General features: G+C 62.6%; 18 protein-coding genes. 16 read left to right on the top strand and 2 right to left on the bottom strand.

All coding sequences use genetic code 11. The annotated features are described in order from the left end of the window. The first annotated feature begins 5 nt into the window (after nucleotides 1-5). From ACPYOI_RS14445 to ACPYOI_RS14395, 11 genes are all read left to right on the top strand, one after another. A complete protein-coding gene (locus ACPYOI_RS14445; RefSeq protein WP_481416142.1) occupies nucleotides 6-2978 on the top strand; it encodes an SPOR domain-containing protein in 2973 nt (990 codons plus the stop codon). Between the two features lie 119 nt (nucleotides 2979-3097). Further along, nucleotides 3098-4111: a beta-N-acetylhexosaminidase gene (gene nagZ, locus ACPYOI_RS14440; RefSeq protein ID WP_481416143.1), complete on the top strand. Its 1014-nt coding sequence runs from the start codon at nucleotides 3098-3100 to the stop codon at nucleotides 4109-4111. A gap of 21 nt (nucleotides 4112-4132) precedes the next feature. After that, a complete protein-coding gene (locus ACPYOI_RS14435) occupies nucleotides 4133-4996 on the top strand; it encodes a segregation and condensation protein A (RefSeq protein WP_481416144.1) in 864 nt (287 codons plus the stop codon). A 13-nt stretch (nucleotides 4997-5009) separates the two neighbouring features. Further along, nucleotides 5010-5696 (top strand): SMC-Scp complex subunit ScpB, encoded by a 687-nt coding sequence (gene scpB / locus ACPYOI_RS14430; protein WP_481416183.1) that lies wholly within the window; start codon nucleotides 5010-5012, stop codon nucleotides 5694-5696. A 184-nt stretch (nucleotides 5697-5880) separates the two neighbouring features. Next, nucleotides 5881-6072: a twin-arginine translocase TatA/TatE family subunit gene (locus ACPYOI_RS14425; RefSeq protein WP_168829465.1), complete on the top strand. Its 192-nt coding sequence runs from the start codon at nucleotides 5881-5883 to the stop codon at nucleotides 6070-6072. A 48-nt stretch (nucleotides 6073-6120) separates the two neighbouring features. After that, nucleotides 6121-6765: a Sec-independent protein translocase protein TatB gene (gene tatB, locus ACPYOI_RS14420; RefSeq protein WP_481416145.1), complete on the top strand. Its 645-nt coding sequence runs from the start codon at nucleotides 6121-6123 to the stop codon at nucleotides 6763-6765. Beyond that, nucleotides 6762-7589 (top strand): twin-arginine translocase subunit TatC, encoded by an 828-nt coding sequence (gene tatC / locus ACPYOI_RS14415; protein ID WP_481422969.1) that lies wholly within the window; start codon nucleotides 6762-6764, stop codon nucleotides 7587-7589. Before tatB ends, tatC begins: the two co-directional genes overlap by 4 nt. A 102-nt stretch (nucleotides 7590-7691) precedes the next feature. Next, the gene (gene serS, locus ACPYOI_RS14410) at nucleotides 7692-8975 is read left to right on the top strand and encodes a serine--tRNA ligase (protein ID WP_481416147.1); all 1284 of its coding nucleotides are present in this window, start codon (nucleotides 7692-7694) and stop codon (nucleotides 8973-8975) included. A gap of 4 nt (nucleotides 8976-8979) precedes the next feature. Continuing rightward, entirely contained in the window at nucleotides 8980-9747 is a 768-nt protein-coding gene (gene surE, locus ACPYOI_RS14405) for a 5'/3'-nucleotidase SurE (RefSeq protein ID WP_481416148.1), read from the top strand. 4 nt (nucleotides 9748-9751) lie between these two features. After that, complete coding sequence (locus ACPYOI_RS14400) at nucleotides 9752-10405, top strand: protein-L-isoaspartate(D-aspartate) O-methyltransferase (RefSeq protein ID WP_481416149.1); 654 nt, start codon at nucleotides 9752-9754, stop codon at nucleotides 10403-10405. A gap of 172 nt (nucleotides 10406-10577) precedes the next feature. Further along, nucleotides 10578-12179: a peptidoglycan DD-metalloendopeptidase family protein gene (locus ACPYOI_RS14395; RefSeq protein ID WP_481416150.1), complete on the top strand. Its 1602-nt coding sequence runs from the start codon at nucleotides 10578-10580 to the stop codon at nucleotides 12177-12179. Nucleotides 12180-12256: 77 nt separating this feature from the next. Here the strand turns inward: ACPYOI_RS14395 and ACPYOI_RS14390 are convergent, their stop codons facing one another. Continuing rightward, nucleotides 12257-13129, bottom strand: coding sequence for an ATP-binding protein (locus ACPYOI_RS14390; RefSeq protein WP_481416151.1), 873 nt, complete (start codon nucleotides 13127-13129; stop codon nucleotides 12257-12259). A gap of 201 nt (nucleotides 13130-13330) precedes the next feature. Between ACPYOI_RS14390 and yajC the strand changes: the two genes are divergently transcribed. From yajC to ACPYOI_RS14365, 5 genes are all read left to right on the top strand, one after another. Continuing rightward, nucleotides 13331-13678, top strand: coding sequence for a preprotein translocase subunit YajC (yajC, locus tag ACPYOI_RS14385; protein ID WP_168829473.1), 348 nt, complete (start codon nucleotides 13331-13333; stop codon nucleotides 13676-13678). A 42-nt stretch (nucleotides 13679-13720) separates the two neighbouring features. Continuing rightward, complete coding sequence (gene secDF / locus ACPYOI_RS14380) at nucleotides 13721-16252, top strand: protein translocase subunit SecDF (protein WP_481422968.1); 2532 nt, start codon at nucleotides 13721-13723, stop codon at nucleotides 16250-16252. A 2-nt stretch (nucleotides 16253-16254) separates the two neighbouring features. Next, nucleotides 16255-16641: an Mth938-like domain-containing protein gene (locus ACPYOI_RS14375; RefSeq protein ID WP_481416153.1), complete on the top strand. Its 387-nt coding sequence runs from the start codon at nucleotides 16255-16257 to the stop codon at nucleotides 16639-16641. A gap of 18 nt (nucleotides 16642-16659) precedes the next feature. Continuing rightward, nucleotides 16660-17496, top strand: coding sequence for a phytoene/squalene synthase family protein (locus ACPYOI_RS14370; RefSeq protein ID WP_481416154.1), 837 nt, complete (start codon nucleotides 16660-16662; stop codon nucleotides 17494-17496). Nucleotides 17497-17580: 84 nt separating this feature from the next. Then, complete coding sequence (locus ACPYOI_RS14365; protein WP_481416155.1) at nucleotides 17581-18051, top strand: hypothetical protein; 471 nt, start codon at nucleotides 17581-17583, stop codon at nucleotides 18049-18051. 3 nt (nucleotides 18052-18054) lie between these two features. Here the strand turns inward: ACPYOI_RS14365 and trmFO are convergent, their stop codons facing one another. Next, entirely contained in the window at nucleotides 18055-19488 is a 1434-nt protein-coding gene (gene trmFO / locus ACPYOI_RS14360; protein WP_481416156.1) for a methylenetetrahydrofolate--tRNA-(uracil(54)-C(5))-methyltransferase (FADH(2)-oxidizing) TrmFO, read from the bottom strand. Nucleotides 19489-19574 lie beyond the last annotated feature (86 nt).

The raw sequence follows: 19574 nt of genomic DNA, 5'->3' as shown, positions 1-19574 counted from the left end.
TGGGTATGGCTGACAAACAACTGGCGTATGATGCGCGAAAGAAGACGGATCATTTCGATGAGGATGATCCGCTTGCCGAGCTTGCGCGAATCGTCGGCTTTGAGCCGCGTGTAGCCGCAAATACGATTCCGGACGTGCCCCGGCAGGAGCCGGCGTTCAATCTCGAGGACGAGCTGCTTCGCGAATTCGAGCGTTTCGATGCGCCCCGTCCGCTCGCCGCTCTCGATCGCCCGGCTGAGCCCGCCGTCGAGGAGTATGACTATCCCGCCGCTGACGCCGTCGTCGAGCCGGAACCTGTCGAGCCGTCGCCCGCGACCTCGCCGGTTTCGGAGGAGGCTGCCCTCCTTTCTGCTGCCGATTGGGCGGCTCCCGCGCGTCCCGAACCCGTTTCCGGTGGTGCCCGCGATCTGATCGAGGAGCTTGAGCTTTCGATCGGTGGTACTGCCGTTCAAAATCCACAGCCTTCCGCCAAGGCGCCGCAATGGGCCGCTGCCAGCATCAGGCTGCCTCTCGCAAACTTCCACGCGGTTCGCCGCGAGGCGCCAGTTGAAGCGCATTCGGTGGAAGCCTTTGCAGCTCCCGAGCCGGAGCCCGCAGCTGCCGCTGCCCCGCTGCAACCGGAGCCCGTTGCCCAGCCCGAACTCGTCGCGGAGCCAGTTGCCTTTGATCCCGCCGAGGAATTCGCAGCTGCGGCCACTCAGGGCTTTCCAGCCGAACTCGATCGCCACGAGGAAGTGGCGGCGCACGAGGCACCCGTGGAGCCGCCCGTTGTCGAAGAAGCGCCCATTGAGGTCGAGCCTTTCGATCTCGTTGCTGCGGCCACGGAAGGAGCCGTGCAAGCGGACGCCGCACTGACGGAAGCTCTTCCCGAGGAAGAGTCCATCGCCTTCGATCTCGATGACCTGCTGGCGGATGTATCGCGTTACCCTGTGCCTCAGCGCAGCTCCATGGAGCCTGCGGCCGAACCCGCCGAGGCGTTCGAGCGGTGGGAGCCTCTGGTCGCCGCACCTGCCGCTGTTGCAACTCCCGCTCCCGCTGCCGAATTCAAAGCAGCCGCCGAGCCCGTGGCATCGCAGGCGGACGACAGCGAAGATCCGTTTGCCGGCCATGACTTCGAACTCGATCTTGAGGGCATCGAACTCGAACTCGCCGATTTCGATTTCGCCGAGTCGGCAAAGCAGCAGGCGCCGGAGCCGGCGCCCGCTCCAGTTGCCGTTGCGGCGCCTTCGTTCGCCGCTGCGGCGCGGCCCGCCCCCCAGGCGGCCGCTGCTCCGGTTTACGAAGCGCCGGCTCCTGCCGCCGTGAGAAGCTTGCCCGTTGTGGAAGACACGGACGAAGAGCTGCCCTTCGATGCGGCGATGATCGCCGAGGCTGACCTGCATCCCGAGGCGGTCGAAGACATGCATGTGCCGACGCTGCCCCCGGTGGAGCAGCCTGCGCCGGTTGCTGCGGCAAATGATTTCGATTTCGATGTCGATGTGGAGATTGCAAGCCTGTTCGAAACGCCGGCCCCGGTGGCGCCGACGCCGGCCGCACCGGCTTGGGCGCCTCCCGCAGCTGCTTGGACGACTTCCGCTGCCGCGGCGGTCGTCGCAGCGGCTCCTGTTGCTCCGGTGGCTTCGGCCAGGCCGCAGCCGGCAGGTGGCCCGGACGAATTTGAGCGTGCGCTCGAGGAGGATTTCCGTCGCAGCGTTCGCGAGCCCATCCGCCGCACAGAAGCGCCGGCCGAGGTCCGTATCCAATCGGCGACCGAAGCCGAGGACATGAGCCGCGCCCGTAGCATGAAGCGGCTGCTTGCCGTCGCAGCGCTCGTCGTCATCTTCGCGGGTGGCGCCTACGGCGTCTATTCCATGGTCACGGACGGCGGCCTCGGCATTGCTGGCGGAGAACCGCCGGTCATTATGGCTGACAAGGATCCCGTCAAGGTCGTGCCGGAAAATCCGGGTGGCAAGACTGTGCCGAACCAGGACAAGGCGGTCTACGATCGCGTTGCGGGCGCGACCGAGGCACCAAAGCAGAAAGCGCTGGTTTCGTCAGACGAAGAGCCGGTCGATGTCGTTCAGCGCACGCTGGCGCCCGACGCTCTGCCGGAAGATAACGACAGCGTCATCGACGATGCTGCGGTGAGCACCCCGGTCGAGGATACGCAGGATCCGCGCCTGCTGCCGAGCGAAACCGCGGCGGACAATACAGCTGCGACGGACGGCGCGGAAAATGGTGATCGGCCGCTGGCCATTGCCCCGCGCAAGGTTCGCACGATGATCGTCAAGCCGGACGGAACGCTCGTGGCTCGCGACGAGCCTGCCGAACCGGTCGAGCAGCCCGTCGCTCAGGCCCCTGCGCCTGCGGCCGCAGCTGGCGGCTCGGCGGCAAGCTTCCCGGCGAGCAACGAGGTTGCCTCTGCCGACATCCGTGCGACCCCGGTCCAGACGACCCCGGTTGCTCCTCTGCCTCCCGAACAGCAGGCTTCTCAGTCTGGTTTGCAGAAGGCTGCCGCCCCGGATGCGGCGAGTTTCGAGGATCAGCCGGCCAGCCCGGCTCAGTCGGCGCCTTTGGCTGAGAAGCCGGCCGATACGGCGCCGATTCCCTCCGCCCGTCCGACCGAGCAGCCGGTGAACGTTGTCGGCACCGTTACCGAGAGAGGCAACGTGCGCCCGGCCGAGCAGCAGCCGAAGCCCGCCGAGGTCGCATCGGCCGAGCCTGCCGCCGCCCAGCCGCAGCAGGCCGCCCCGAGCGGTGGTTACGCCATGCAGATCGCCTCGCTGCCGTCCGAGGCCGAGGCAAACAAGACCTTTGCGAGCCTGTCGAAGAAATTTTCGAGCGTCCTTGCTGGCCGCAGCTTCGAAGTTCGCAAGGCCGACATAGCTGGCAAGGGGACGTTCTACCGCCTCCGTATCCCGGCCGGCTCCAAGGACGAAGCGGCAGCTCTTTGCGGACAGTACCGTGCCGCCGGTGGAAGTTGTCTGATTTCCAAATAAGCGGTCGACTTTTCGATAAAAAAGCGGCGGGTAACTCCCGCCGTTTTTTATTGCCGGCTTTCCTGTGAATGGCGCTTGACCTTACTCGCCTTTTCGGTGCCAGCATCTATGATTCGCATATGACCGAATCAAAAGCGATGATCCTGGGCTGTAGCGGCCTGTCCCTGACCTCCGAAGAGAAGACCTTTTACAGGGCTGAGCGCCCCTGGGGCTTCATCCTCTTCGGGCGCAACATCTCCGAACCGCAGCAGATTGCCGACCTGGTCGCGGAAATGCGTGAGAGCGTCGGCTGGCATGCACCCGTTCTGATCGATCAGGAGGGCGGACGCGTGCAGCGCATCCGCCCGCCGATCCTGCATCATTATCCCTCTGGCGAAGCGCTCGGAGATATCTACCGCCGGGATCGGGAGCAGGGGCTTCGCGCCGCCTGGCTGATGTCGCGACTGCACGCTTTCGACCTTCTCAAGTTCGGCATCGACGTGGATTGCCTGCCTGTTCTCGACGTGCCAGTGGAGGGAAGCAGCAGCGTCATCGGCAACCGCGCCTACGGCGGCGATCCGAAAACCGTCGCCGATATGGGGCAGGCGGCTGCTGAGGGGCTGAAGGCCGGCGGCGTGCTGCCGGTCATGAAGCATATGCCGGGCCATGGCCGCGGCTTCGCCGATTCCCACCACGAACTGCCGGTCGTCGCCGCTTCGCGCAATGAGCTGGAAGCGCATGACTTCCCGCCGTTCATTGCCATGAAGGACGAGTTGATGGCGATGACCTGCCACGTCGTCTTTACGGCGATCGATCCCGACAATCCGGCAACCACCTCGCGCAAGGTGATCGACGGCGTGATCCGGGGGCGCATCGGCTTCAAGGGCCTGTTGCTTTCCGATGATACCTCCATGAATGCGTTGGCCGGAACAATCGGCGAGCGGGCGGCGAATATCATTGCAGGCGGATGTGATATCGTGCTGCATTGTAATGGCCATATGGACGAGATGCAGCAGGTCGTGGCAAACACGCCCATCTTGGTGGGCGCCTCGCTTGAACGGGCAGATGCCGTGCTGGCGGGCTTCCCCAAGGCCGATGCGGCGGACGAGGCGGCGATCCGCGCCGAATTCGACGGAATGTTTGCATCGGTCTGAGCGCGAAGAAGAGGAACTGGCTTGAACACGGTGAAGGGCACGGAGCAGACACCGACGGCGGCAACGCCGATGGATAAGCTCTGGGAGGATAACGGCGGCGAGCGCGCGAGCCATGAGCCCGCGCTGGTGATCGACGTTGCCGGTTTCGAAGGCCCGCTCGACCTTCTGCTCTATCTCGCCCGCAATCAGAAGGTCGACCTGTCGCGGATCTCGGTGCTGGCGCTTGCCGAACAGTATCTGCAGTTCGTCGAAACCGCCCGCCGCATCCGTATCGAGCTTGCCGCGGACTATCTCGTGATGGCGGCGTGGCTGGCCTATCTGAAGTCCCGCCTGCTGATCCCGCAGCAGGTCAAGGACGACGGCCCCTCCGGCGAGGAGATGGCCGCAACGCTGGCTTTCCGCCTGAAGCGCCTGGAAGCCATGCGCGAGGCAGCAAGCGGGCTCACGAACCGCAACCGTCTCGGCCGCGATGTCTTTTCCCGCGGAGCACCCGAGCATATTCCGGACCGGCAGCGATCCGCCTACGAGGCGAGCCTCTACGATCTTCTGACCGCCTACGCCTCGCTTCGCCAGCGCCAGGCGGTGACGCAGGTGACGATCGCGCGCCGCAATGTCTGGTCTCTGACCGATGCCCGCGATCTGCTGACACGCATGATCGGGGAGATTGCCGGCTGGACGGCCCTGGAGCATTACCTGCTGCGTTACATGGCATCGCCTGAAGAGCGCGTCACCGCAATCGCCAGTGCCTTTGCGGCCTCCCTTGAACTCGCGCGCGAGGGCAAGCTGGAGATCCGCCAGGAAGGCGCCTTCGAGCCGCTCTATATGCGCCGGGGACCGAAGCACGCGACCCTGCAGGTGGTCGAGCAGGAGAGGCCAGTTGATTGATTTGAGCGAAGATATGCGCAACGAGGTCGCGTCCCGTGAGGATTACCAGGCGGAGGTAGAGGCGGAGCGCATCGCCGAGGCTCTGGTCTTTGCTTCATCGCAGCCCGTTTCGGAGGGCTTCATCGCGGATCGCCTTCCGCGGCATTTCAACGTGCGCGCCATTATGCTCAGGCTCAAGGAGCAATATGCGTCGCGGGGCGTCAATCTCGTCCAGGTGGATGACGCCTGGGCCTTCCGCACCTCTGCCGATCTCTCTTTCATCATTCGCCGTGACGAAAACGAGGTGAAGAAGCTGTCGCGGGCCGCGCTCGAGGTTCTGGCGATCATTGCGTATCACCAGCCGGTGACTCGCGCGGAGATCGAAGATATCCGGGGCGTGCAGACCTCGCGCGGCACGTTGGATGTGCTGATGGAAGCAGGCTGGGTGCGTTTCCGCGGACGCCGCCGCACCCCCGGCCGGCCCGTGACGCTCGGCACCACGCGCGATTTCCTCGATCATTTCGGCCTCGAGGAAATTCGCGATCTGCCTGGACTCGAAGAGCTGAAGGGGGCGGGCCTGCTCTCCGGCCGTATCCCCGCAAACTTCAATGTTCCATCGCCGCTGATGAGCGACGAACTGGCCGAGGACGAAGATCCGATTACGCAGTTGGACCTTGAAGAACTGGGCCTTCTGACCCCTGGCGGCGCCTCTCAAGATTAATGTGATTCGGTCTTTGTTTTGACACCGAGGGCGAAAACAATGCCGATTGCCATAATTCGAGGCCCAGATGACTTGTCATCATGGGCGAACCCATGACATTAAGCGTCAATTTAGGGAGGTTCGATGTTGGAAACGGTGTTGGAAACTCTTACATCGAACGGATAACGCAATAGGAGTATGCGGAATGGGTTCCTTTAGCATGTGGCACTGGCTCATCGTCCTGGCGATCGTGCTGTTGTTGTTTGGCCGTGGCAAGATTCCGGAACTGATGGGCGACGTCGCCAAGGGCATCAAAAGCTTCAAGAAGGGCATGAACGACGACGACGCCCCGGAAACGGCAAAGACCGTCGATCACAAGGCCGACGAAACCAAGTAATAAGCCTGGGAACGGGTGGTTGCCCCACTTCCCCGTCAGGAGCCTTGAATGTTCGATATTGGCTGGACCGAGTTGCTTGTCATCGCGGTCGTTTTGATCGTGGTTGTCGGTCCTAAGGATTTGCCGCCTATGCTCCGCGCATTCGGCAAGATGACGCAGCGTGCCCGCAAGGTGGCAGGCGAGTTTCGCGCCCAGTTCGACGAGGCGCTGCGGGAAGCGGAGCTTGACGACGTGCGTAAGACGATCAGCGACGCGCAGCGGCTCAACCCGGTCAACAGCCTGCGCGAAGCGATGAACCCACTTCGCGAGATGGGTAACGAGATCAAGGCCGACCTGCAGAACGCGACAAGGGTCGACAAGCCCGCGGAGGAGAACAAGACGGAAGTGCCGGTGGCGGCGCCAGCGCCATCGCTCAGCCTTCCGGAAACTCCGCCGATCGTGCCTGCACCCGAAGCGTCGGCCGCGCCTGTGCCGGCAGAACCGGTTGCTGCCGAGAAGCCGAAGGCCGTCCGCAAGCCGCGTGCGGCTGCCGCCGCTGAAAAGCCGGCACCCGCTGCTGTCGTTTCAGCAGCCGTCACAAAGCCGAAGCGCGCTGCGGCCGCAAAGCCGGCCTCGGTAGCCAAGACTGCTTCGGCAAAGAAGACAGCAGCCGCTCCGAAGAAGACGGCCACCAAGAAGAAGGACGAGGCATGAGCGGTGACATCCAAGACAAGCCGCAGCCATTGATCGAACACCTGATGGAGCTGCGCACGCGGCTGATCTGGTCGATCGGTGCGTTTTTCGTCGCCTTCATCGTCTGCTTCATCTTCGCCAAGCATCTCTTCAATGCTCTGGTTTACCCCTACAAATGGGCTGTCCAGTGGGCAGGTCTCGATGTCACGAAGGCGCAGCTGATCTACACGGCTCCGCAGGAGTTCTTCTTCACGCAGGTAAAGGTCGCGATGTTCGGCGGCCTTGTGATCGCCTTCCCGATCATTGCCGCGCAGATCTACAAGTTCGTCGCCCCCGGCCTCTACAAGAACGAGCGCGCAGCCTTCCTGCCGTTCCTCATCGCTTCGCCGGTCTTGTTCTTGATGGGCGGTGCGCTGGTCTACTTCTTCTTCACGCCGATGGTCATGTGGTTCTTCCTGACCATGCAGCAGGCGCCGGGGGAGGGTGATGTCGCAATCTCGCTGCTGCCGAAGGTCTCGGAGTATCTGAGCCTCATCATGACGCTCGTCTTTTCCTTCGGCCTCGTCTTCCAGCTTCCGGTCGTCACGACGCTGCTCGCCCGCGTCGGCTTGCTCACCTCGCAATGGCTCGCCGAAAAGCGCAAGTTCGCGATCGTGCTCGCCTTCATCGTCGCCGCGGTACTGACGCCGCCCGATCCGATGTCCCAGATCGGCCTTGCACTGCCGACGATCCTTCTCTACGAGATTTCCATCTACGCGGCGCGACTCGTGGAGCGCCAACGTGTGGCGCGGGCGGTCGAAGAGGCGAATGGGTCCGCAGATGTTGCCAAGACGGACAGCGTCTGAACGGTTCTCCGGAATTCCCTCCTGAACGCATGTAGAATATCCGGTCGAGGCCCGGTCAGGCTTTGGCCGGATCATGTCTTTTGTAACGACCCCGGAACGACAATGCTCGATATCAAATGGATCCGTGAGAATCCCGAAGCGCTCGATGCGGCCCTTGCCAAGCGCGGTGCCGAGCCCTTGTCCGAAAGCCTGGTTGCGCTTGATGAAAGGCGCCGCTCGGCCATCCAGAAGGCCCAGGACATGCTGTCCCGCCGCAATGCCGCGTCCAAGGAGATCGGCGCAGCGATGGCCCAGAAGAACAGCGAGCTTGCCGAAAAGCTGAAGGCCGAAGTGGCCGAGATGAAGGTCTCGCTGCCGGCGGCCGAAGAGGAAGAGCGCCAGCTGACGGCCGAGCTCAACGATGCACTGTCGCGCATTCCGAACGTGCCGCTCGATGACGTGCCGGTCGGCAAGGACGAGCACGACAATGTCCTGACGCGCACGATCGGTGACAAGCCGCGGTGGAATCATACGCCGAAGGAGCATTTCGAAATCGGCGAAGCGCTCGGCTACATGGATTTCGAGCGCGCCGCCAAGCTCTCCGGTTCGCGTTTCACGGTGCTCACCGGCCAGCTGGCCCGGCTGGAGCGCGCGCTTGGCCAGTTCATGATCGATCTTCACACCGGCGAGCACGGCTATACCGAAGTCAGCTCTCCGCTAATGGTGCGCAGCGAGACAATGTTCGGCACCGGTCAGCTTCCGAAGTTCGCGGAAGACTCTTTCAAAACGACTGATGGCCGCTGGTTGATTCCGACAGCGGAAGTAACCCTGACGAACCTTGTCGCCGGCGAAATCCTGGAGCAGGAAAAGCTGCCGCTTCGCTTCACGGCGCTGACCCCGTCCTTCCGCTCGGAGGCGGGCTCCGCTGGCCGGGACACGCGCGGCATGCTGCGCCAGCACCAGTTTTGGAAATGCGAGCTGGTGTCGATCACCGACGCCGAAAGCTCGATCGCCGAGCATGAGCGCATGACTGCCTGCGCCGAGGAAGTGCTGAAACGCCTCGGCCTGCATTTCCGCACGATGACGCTTTGCACCGGCGACATGGGCTTTGGCGCCCGCAAGACCTACGACATCGAGGTCTGGCTGCCGGGACAGAACACCTACCGCGAAATCTCGTCCTGCTCCGTCTGCGGCGATTTCCAGGCGCGGCGCATGAATGCGCGTTACCGCGGCAAGGACGACAAGGGCACGAAGTTCGTTCACACCCTGAACGGATCCGGTGTCGCCGTCGGCCGCTGCCTGATCGCGGTCCTCGAAAACTACCTGAACGAGGACGGCTCGGTTACTATACCGGACGCGCTGTTGCCCTATATGGGCGGTTTGACGAAGATCGAACGGGCGGCCTGAAGCGATGCGCATTCTGCTCACCAATGACGACGGCATTCATGCCGAAGGTCTCTCGGCACTTGAGCGGATTGCGCGCACTCTGTCTGACGACGTGTGGATCGTCGCGCCCGAAACGGACCAGAGCGGCTTGGCGCATTCGCTGAGCCTCTCCGAACCGCTTCGCCTGCGCCAGGTCTCGAAGAAACACTTCGCGCTGCGCGGCACGCCGACCGACTGCGTCATCATGGGCATCAAGCAGGTCATGGACATCAAGCCGGACCTCGTGCTGTCAGGCGTGAATTCCGGCTCGAACGTCGCCGACGACGTCACCTATTCCGGCACCATAGCCGGCGCCATCGAAGGCACGATGCAGGGCGTGCGCTCCTTTGCGCTGAGCCAGGCCTATGTCTATTCCGATGGCGCGCGCATCGTGCCGTGGGAAGTCGCCGAAGCGCATGCGCCGGCCCTTCTCGACAAGCTGATGCATGTCGAATTGCCGGAAGGCACCTTCTTCAATCTCAATTTCCCGAACTGCCGTCCGGAAGACGTGCAGGGCGTCGAAGTCACCGCCCAGGGCAAGCTCGCCTTCAACCTGCAGGTCGATGCACGCTCCGACGGCCGTGGCTTCCCATACTACTGGCTGAAGTTCGGCGAGCGCGCCGGCGACTTTTCCGACGGCACGGATATTCACGCGCTCAAGCATAACAAGATTTCGGTAACACCTTTGAAACTGGATCTGACCGATTATTCCGTAAGGGACCGCGTGGCGCGGGCGCTTTCTGGTACGGAGTAACGCTTTGACAGTACGGCAGGTCGAGAAGGAAGGTTTCGCAGCGCTCGTCTTGAGGCTGCGGTCCGAAGGCATTTCCGATATTAATCTTCTGACGGCCGTCGAGCAGACGCCGCGCGCGCTGTTTGTACCGCCGCAATTTGCCGACGATGCCTATTCCACCCGCACGATTCCGATCGAGTGCGGCTCGTTCCTGGAAGGCGTCGATCTCGCCATCCGCATCCTGCATCATCTCAAGGTAAAGCCCGGCCAGCGCGTGCTCGAAGTCGGCACCGGCAGCGGCTTCATGGCTGCCGTCATTGGCCGCATGGCCGAGCGCGTCCTGACGATTGATCGCTACAAGACCCTGACGACGAACGCGCAGCGCCGCATGGACCAGCTCGGTCTGCGCAGCATCATCGTGCGCCACGCCGATGGCAGCAACGGCCTGCAGGGCGAGGGGACGTTCGACCGCATCCTCGTGACGGCCGCCTTCAATTCCATGCCCCGCTTCTACGCGGACCAGTTGGTTTCGGGCGGTTCGATGATCGCGCCGCTGATGATCACCGAGGATCAATGCCGTATGGTCCGGCTGACCAAGACCGGCAGCCGGTTCGAACGCGAAGAGCTTTTCGAGGTCCCTTATCTGCCGATTGTCCCACGGCTCGCGTCCCAGCTCTGAAGCCTTCCACGCCGGCGTTTCCAAGGACGTCAGCAGCTGCGAGTTTTCACCCGCAAAACTATGGTTATCAATTCCTCAAAAATATCCGCTTGATTTGAGCGCCTTAACCGGGTGGTAACACTAACGCGCTTTAATATACCCACAAATGGTTGAGTAAATAGTGGGTCGTGTCATGCGTTACAGCGTTTCGCCGAGATTCGGAAAGTCGGCCGGTAATCTTATGTTTGTGGCCCTGCTGGCGAGCGCCGCGACCGGCTGCAGCTCAGATGTGACACGTTTCGGCGGCCTATTCGCCGGCTCTGGTCAGGATCAGATGACGACAGGGTCGGTACCGCGCCGGAGCATGAGCGGCCTGCAGAGCGACCCAGTCCCAACCGCTGATCTTCAACCCGGCATGACGCAGCCGTCTTACAATTCCAGCAATGTCGCTATGAACCAGCCCTATCCAGCGAGCACCGGAACGGTTCAGTCCAACGCCCGAATGGCTTCGGCCCCCGTCTCGGTCCAGCGCTCCGACCTTGCGCCGCCGACGGGAGCATCGCCATCGATGCCTTCTCGGGAAAAGCAGGTCGCTATGGCACAGCCGTTCCCGGCCGCTCCGTCGGTCACCGAAGCGCCGCGGCGCACTCAGCCGGCTCCGAAGCTTGCCGCGCCCGATCCGATCACAACAGGCACGACTCCGAAGGCCTCCGGCTGGTCTGCGTCCAATGCGCCCTCCGTCATGGTTCGCCCGGGAGAAAATCTCGCGTCGCTTGCAAGACGTTACGGCGTTCCCGAAAAGGAAATTCTCCGCGCCAACAACATGAAGTCGGCCGCGGCCATCAAGCCGGGCGAAACGATCCTCATTCCGACCTTCAATGGCGGCAGCAACGCCGCCAAGGCTTCCGCGCAGGTGGCTGATTTCTCCAAGGGCGGCAAGCTTCCGCAGCCTTCGAAGGTGCCCGAACAGAACGTTGCGGTGTTGCCGGGCACAGGCTCTGCGCGCGACAAGTCGCAGACCGGAGCGGATCCCGCGACCGGAAAGGTCGCTTCCGGTGCCGGCAAGGGGCCGAATGCCGGTGGCGGTACCTATACCGTAAAGCCGGGCGACTCGCTCGCCAAGATCGCCAAGGTGACAGGCGCCAGGGTCGACGACATCAAGGCGGCGAACAACCTTTCCGCAAGCTCGATCCGCATCGGTCAGACGCTGACCATTCCGAACGGCTCCGCATCTGCCGATCAGACGAAAACCGCCTCTATCCCGGTCAAGGCGCAACCGAAGCCTGTTTCGCCCGCGGCATCCGCTGCGGCCGAGACGGCTTCCGCCCAGCCCGCCTCCTACACCCCGGCTGCCACGCAGACGGTCGATGAAGTCGAGAAGAAGGCGGATGTCGCCTCCGCCGCACCGGAATCGACCGGCATCGGCAAATACCGCTGGCCGGTCCGCGGCGCGGTCATCGCTGCCTACGGCGCCAACGTCAACGGCAGCCGCAACGACGGCATCGACATATCGGTGCCGCAGGGCACGCCGATCAAGGCCGCTGAAAACGGTGTGGTCATCTATGCCGGCAACGGCCTGAAGCAACTTGGCAATACCGTCCTCGTTCGCCACGACGACGGCACTGTCACCGTTTACGGCAACGCCGATACGCTGAGTGTCGCTCGCGGCCAGAAGGTGCAGCGCGGCCAGACCGTTGCCGTCTCCGGCATGAGCGGCAGCGTGAAGCAGCCGCAGGTCCACTTCGAAGTCCGCAAGGACGCATCGCCGGTCAATCCGATCACATTCCTCGAGTAGGTCAAGCGTCTCGGGAACATGCAAAAGCCCGGCTTGCCGCCGGGCTTTTGTCGTTTTGCTACGCCTGTGGCGGCTGCCTAGTCGCGGGCGAGGATGATGCGCATGCGCCCAGCGAGATCCTGTATGTACTGCCAGGCGACGCGGCCGGAGCGCGCGCCACGCGTGGTTGCCCATTCAAGCGCCTCTGCATGCATCTTCTCGCGATCGAGCGTCAGCTTGAAGTAATCGGCGTAACCGTCGATCATTGTGAGATAGTCTTCCTGGCTGCATTTGTGGAAGCCGAGCCAGAGGCCGAAACGGTCGGAAAGCGACACCTTCTCCTCGACCGCCTCCGACGGATTGATCGCCGTCGATTGCTCGTTTTCCATCATATGCCGCGGCAGCAGGTGACGGCGGTTGGATGTCGCGTAGAAGACCACGTTGTCCGGCCGCCCCTCGACGCCGCCGTCGAGCGCCGCCTTCAGCGACTTGTAGGCAGTATCGTCATGATCGAAGGAAAGGTCGTCACAGAAAACGATGACGCGATGCGGCGTTTCCTTCAGAAGGTCAAGCAGCGTCGGCAGGCTTGAGATGTCTTCGCGATGCACTTCGACAAGCTTCAGGGAAACGCCGCTTTCCCGGCGGACATCCTCATGCACCGCTTTGACCAGCGACGACTTGCCCATGCCGCGGGCACCCCAGAGCAGCACGTTATTGGCTGGAAAGCCCTCCGCGAAGCGCACGGTATTTTCGTGCAGAATGTCGCGCACATGGTCGACGCCGCGAATGAGCTTCAGCGCCACTCTGTTCGGCCGCGGGACGGGCTGCAGATGGAGACGGGCGGGGGACCATACGAAACAGTCGGCGGCATTCCAGTCGTTGATGCCAGGTCTTGGACCTGCCAGCCGCTCGACGGAATCAGCAAGCCGCTTCAGCTCCTGCAAAATGACGCTGTTCAGTTCCTCGGCCATCGTATGTCTCCTGAATTCCGTTGCGGTTGCCAGCCTTGGGGTTTCGACGCGAGGTAGCATGGCCTTTCCACAGCGGAAAGGTTATGACACAGGGGAATCGGTACGGCTTCAGGCTGTTTTTGTTGCATTCGTTCTTGCCGCAACTATAGTCCGGCCACCTGAATAGGCGGATATACTCGCCACGCATCTGAGGAGCTTATCATGTTTATCACCCCGGCATTTGCCCAGGCCGCTACGGACTCCGCGGCGTCGCCATTCGGCTCCGGCTTCGAAATGATCATCCTGTTCGTGCCGCTCATGGTCGTGTGGTACTTCCTGCTGATCCGCCCGCAGCGAGCCCAGGCCAAGAAGCGTGCGGAAACGCTGAACGCCATCCGTCGCGGCGATCAGGTTGTCACGGCCGGCGGCCTCGTCGGCAAGGTGACGAAGGTTGTCGACGATAAGGAAGTTGAGGTCGAAATCGCCGAAGGGGTCCGCGTCAGGGTGGTCCGCAGCGGTATCGCCGACGTTCGCGTGAAGGGCGAACCGGTAAAGGCCGACGCCGCGTAGTTCCGGCAGGCAGAAAAGCCGGATCAGAGTGTCGAGACCATAATGCTCCATTTTTCCCGTTGGAAAATCGTTCTGATCTGGCTGATTGTCTTGGCGGCGGCGGTCGTGGCCGCCCCCAATTTTGTCCCGGATGCCTCGCTTCCGAGCTGGCTGCCCCACAAGCGGGTAACGCTTGGTCTCGACCTTCAGGGCGGCTCTCATATCGTGCTGAAGGTGGAGCGCTCCGATCTTGTCAAGGAGCGGCTCGAAAGCACCGTAGCAAGCGTGCGCGGCAAACTGCGCGAGGCCGGGATCCGCTATACCGGTCTTGCAGGCACCGGACAGACCATCCAGGTCCGTATCACCGATCCGAGCCAGCTCGATCAGGCCGTCGGCGTCTTGACGCCATTGACGCGTCCGGCCGCTGGCGGCGGGGATCCGGATGTCACCCTCTCGAAAGCAAATGACGGGCAGCTGACGCTGCAGATCACCGGCAAAGCAATCGACCGCAACCTCGCGGAAGCCTTGAAGCAATCGATCGATATCGTCGGCCATCGCGCCATCGAGGCCGGCGGGATTGATCCGGTCATCGAAACTCGCGGGCCGGATCGGTTGACCGTTCAGGTGCCGGGTCTTGCCGACCCGCAGAGGTTCAAGGATCTGCTAAGTCAGGAAGGCCGGCTCTCCTTTCACCTGATCGACAGCAGCATGTCACCCGAGGATGCGATGGGCGGCAACATGCCGGCACGTTCGCGGATCGTCTATTCGGGGGATGACCCGCCGGACGCGTATCTGGTCGAGCGCGCGCAAGTCCTGTCGTCGGCGGATCTCCGCGATTTCCAGATCCAACCGGGAGCCAGCGAAGACAGTTCCAACCTCACCTTTCGCTTCAGTCCCGAGGGCGCGAAGCAATTCGCGGAACTGACGCAGAACAATGCCGGGCGGTCGCTGGCAGTTCTATTGGACGATCAGGTGATCGCGACACCGGTTATCCGCGAACCCATCACAGTTGATACCGGCCTGATACCACTCGACTATTCAACGGAGGAGGCAGAGGACCTTGCCGCGATGCTCCGTTCCGGCCCACTTCCCGCGACTCTGACCATCGTCGAAGAACGGACGATCGATCCGGGTCTCAGCGCCTCGTCCATTCACTCCGGTCTCATCGCCGGGATTATCGGCGCCGTTCTCGTCGTTGGCCTGATGGTGGCGCTTTACGGCGTTCTCGGCGTGATTGCCGCTGCCGCTCTCGCAATCAATCTCATGATGATCTTCGCCGTCCTCACGCTGCTCGGCGCACCGCTGACCTTGCCCGGGGTTGCGGGCATCGTGCTGATGATCGGCATTGCAGTCGATGTCAGCGTCCTGATCTACGAGCGCATCCGCGAGGAGGCCCGAAGCGGCACGCGCGTCGATCAGGCGATTCGGGTGGGGTATTCGAGAGCCTTTAGGACGGTCGTCGATGTCAACATTACGACCCTCCTGGCCGCGGCAATCCTCTTCTACCTTGGGAGTGACGCAATCCGTGGCTTCGCCGTGACGCTTGCAATCGGCATTTTGACCACGGCATTCACCGCTTTCGCCTTCACGCGTCGTCTGGTCCTTGCCTGGGTGCGCCGCCGGCGTTTGAGGCATTTGCCTAAGAGCGTGCACGCGGACGTCTTCGATGGCACGCGCATCCGCTTTATAGGCATCCGCCGCTACAGCTTCACCGCGCTTGCGGCTCTCTCGCTCGCGGCCATGCTGGCCGTGACCACGATCGGCATGAATCTCGGCATCGATTTTACCGGCGGCTCGTTCATAGAGGTAAAGTCGAAGCAGGGGCCGGCTGATCTTGAGGATATCCGTGCCCGGCTGAGCGAGCTGAACCTCGGTGAAGTCCAGGTCAGACGCCTCCGCGATGCCTCAGGCGCCATGATCCGTATCGAAGCGCAGGGCGGCGGCGAAAATGCCGAGCAGTCGGCCATAACACTCGTGCGCAGCGAGCTCGCGGATCAATATGATTTCCGCCGCGTCGAAGTTGTCGGCCCCGCGGTTTCCGGTGAGCTGACGAAGACTGCAACACTCGGCATCCTTGCCGCGCTTGCCGCCATTGTCATCTACATTTGGCTCCGTTTCGAATGGCAATTCGCGATCGGTGCGATCGTCGCGACACTGCACGACGTCATTCTGACACTCGGTTTCTTCGTCGTCACCGGCATTGAATTCAATCTGACAAGTATCGCAGCCTTGCTTGTTATCGTCGGCTACTCGCTGAACGATACAGTCGTCGTTTACGACCGCATGCGCGAGAACCTCAGGCGCTACCCGCAGATGCCGCTGCCGATCCTCATCGACGCCTCGATCAACCAGACGCTGTCGCGCACGATCCTGACGGCGGCTACGACGCTGCTTGCGCTGCTTGCGCTTGTTCTCTTCGGCGGCGAGGTCATTCGATCCTTCTCGCTGGTCATGTTCTTCGGCGTTGCCGTCGGCACCTTCTCCTCCATCTATATTGCCGCGCCGGTGTTGATCCTCTTCAGGCTTCGGCCGAAAGCTTTCGATGAGGATGAGGACGCGGCAGCCGACGAAAGATCCGGAAAGGCCCCAGTGTAGTCATGGCTAGAGGCATAGAAATCCGCGAGGCGCATTTCCCCGGCCGCGCTCCCATCGACGCATACGGCAACGGCGGCTTTCGCTTTGCCGACATGTCCCATCGCGGCTCCATCCTATGCCTTCCCTCCGGCGTCTACGGCTGGGATATGGACATGTCGAAGCCGCTTTCGGTCGAGAATTTCAAGAAGGTGCTGGCAGAGGCTGGAGACATTGAAGTTCTGCTGGTCGGCACGGGCACAGAGCTCCGCCGGCTGCCGCAGGAGCTGAAGGATAGGCTGAAGGCTCTGGACATCTCTTCCGACCCGATGAGCACTGGCGCAGCTGTCCGCACCTTCAACATCATGCTTGCAGAATCCCGCGCCGTCGCAGCGGCTCTGATCGCGGTCTGACCAATGACGGACAAGCCGATGAGCAACCAGGACATCTGCCTGGCAATGCTGCGAGACAGCGATCGCGACCGCTATCTGGCCTGCCTGCTGTCTCCCGAGGACAAGCGCGGTGCGCTTGCAGCCCTGTACGCCTTCAATGCCGAACTCGCGCGCGTTCGCGATCTGGTGCACGAGCCGCTGCCCGGCGAAGTCCGCATGCAATACTGGCGCGATCTCCTGGAGGGTAGCGCCCACGGCTCCACGCAGGCCAATCCTGTCGGCGCAGCCTTGTTGAGCGCGATCGAGGCACACCGCCTGCCACGCCAGACGCTGGTCGACATGGTCGATGCCCGCATCTTCGATCTCTACGACGACCCGATGGAAACACGCACGTCGCTGGAAGGCTATGCCGGGGAAACGGCATCGGCGCTGATTCAGCTTGCGAGCCTTGTCCTGTCAGCGGAAGAGGCCGCGAAATCTGCCGAGGCGGCGGGCCATGCGGGCGTTGCGCAGGCGGTCGCCGGCATGCTGCTGTTGATGCCGCTGCACCGCCATCGGGGGCAGCTTTACATTCCGCTCGAAATCCTGAGCGCCACGGGGCTCGACCGCGACAGCTTCCTCGCAGGCAAGGATAAAGCACGCATTTCGGCCGCGATCGAAGCCTTCGCAGGTCTCGGCCGCGATCATCTGGCAAGAGCCCGCGCTGTCGCGCTCCCACCGGCCGTTGTCCCGGCCTTCCTGCCAGCTACGCTTGCCGGGCCGGTCCTGATGAAGGCCCAAAAGGCCGGTGCCTCGGTCTTCGAGCAGTCGCTGCAGCCGCCGCAATGGCGCCGGCAGCTGAGCATGACCTTGGCGCTGATGCGCAGGAAGATCTAGGGTCAGGCCCTAGCCTGTTCACACTCGCGCAAGCCTGGAGTGCTAGGGGTGAATGACCGCTAAGCTGGAATTGGAGAAACGGCGTTGAGCATTATCGTCTGGTGCATTCTGTTCGCCCTCGTGGTTCTCCTTGCCTTCGTCGCCACCCGAATGGCTGTCCGGAACAAGGATGAGGAGGGCTTTCGAGACACCGGCCTCGCCATTCTGGAGTTCAACCGCGCCTTTCCAAACGAGGCAATCCGCCAACTCCAGGCGACCGCCGACGGCCAGGTGGTTTTCGTTCGCCTGCATGACAACAAGGCGGGCTTCATGCGCAACATGCACCGGCATTTTTCCTGCCACGTGCTCGAGCCGGGCAGGGTGCGGGTAGTCAGTTCTGAAACGGGCAGGGGGCTGGTCATCGATTTCCTCGATCACCCGCATCACAACGGCGCCTTGGAATTCGCTTCCGCCAAGGAAGCCTCAGAAGTGGCGCTCTGGCTGCTCGGCAACTACGTCGCCGATGCCGATCTTGCGCTGCCGCCGGCAGAAAAGCCGGCAGCCAACACTCAATAACGTTCAAGCGCTCTCTGCAACAGGCACGCTCTGGCCGAGCCATGCGGCACAATCGGCAAGCGCCCGCTTGGCGATCAGCTGCCGCTTCATGATGGTCTTGTCCTTGCCGCGGAAGCGCTTGACGCCTTCCGGCTTGACGATGGAGCCCGGCTGCAGTTCCGGGAAGAGACCGAAATTGATGTTCATCGGCTGGAAGGAACGCTTGCCCGGTTCCTCGTCGGTGACGAGATGCCCGCCGGTGATGTGGCCGAGCAGCGAACCGAGAGCGGTCGTTGCTGGAGGCAGCGAAACCGCCTCGCCCCTGCGTTCGGCGGCGGCGAAGCGCCCGGCCAGCAGTCCGACGCTGGCGCTTTCGACATAGCCTTCGCAGCCTGTGATCTGTCCTGCAAACCGCAGTCCGCGCCGGGACTTCAGCGTCAGCGACGGATCAAGCAGCGTCGGCGAGTTGATGTAGGTATTGCGGTGCAGGCCGCCGAGGCGGGCGAATTCGGCGTTCTGCAGGCCCGGAATCATCCGGAAAATCTCAGCCTGGGCACCATATTTCAGCTTCGTCTGGAAGCCGACCATGTTGTAGAGCGTGCCGAGCGCGTTGTCCTGGCGCAACTGCACGACCGCATAGGCCTTCACCGCCGGATTGTGCGTGTTCGTCAGTCCCATCGGCTTCATCGGGCCGTGGCGCAGCGTCTCACGGCCGCGTTCCGCCATCACTTCGATAGGCAGGCACCCGTCGAAATAGGGCGTGCCTTCCCATTCCTTGAAGCCCACGGTGTCGCCGGCAATCAGCGCATCGACGAAGGCGTTGTACTGCTCTTCGTTCATTGGGCAGTTGATATAGTCCTTGCCGGTGCCGCCGGGACCGACCTTGTCGTAGCGCGATTGATACCAGCAGATATCCATATCGATGCTGTCGCGATAGACGATCGGGGCGATCGCATCGAAGAAGGCAAGCGCGTCCGCACCCGTTTCTTCCTGGATTGCAGCAGCGAGGGACGGGGCCGTCAGCGGCCCGGTGGCAACAATCGCCAGGTCCCATTCCTTCGGCGGCAGTCCCGTTATCTCCTCCCGCACGATGGTGATGAGCGGATGCTCATGGATCGCCTTCGTCACCGCGTCCGAAAAACCGTCGCGATCGACGGCGAGCGCGCCGCCGGCCGGCACCTGATGCTTGTCCGCGCACGCCATGATCAGCGAATTCGCCATGCGCATTTCCGCATGGATGACACCGACGGCATTGCTCGTCGCATCGTCGGAGCGGAAGGAATTGGAGCAGACGAGTTCGGCAAGGCCGTCGGTCTTATGGGCATCCGTGCCGCGCACGCCGCGCATCTCGTGCAGGATGACCGGCACGCCGGCCGTTGCGATCTGCCACGCAGCTTCGGAGCCGGCAAGCCCGCCGCCGACGACATGGATGGGAGTATAGGAAGAGGTCTTGTTCATGCGCGGCTGATATCACGCCTGGCGAAAACAGGAAACTCCCGCAGTAAAAAAGCAGGGCTCAGGGCGGCCGTTTTTTGCCTGCTGGT

Source organism: Rhizobium sp. SVR5-2C (assembly GCF_056755115.1).
Note: the sequence above shows the minus strand (reverse complement) of the source record. Positions and strands in the feature narration are given on the sequence as shown.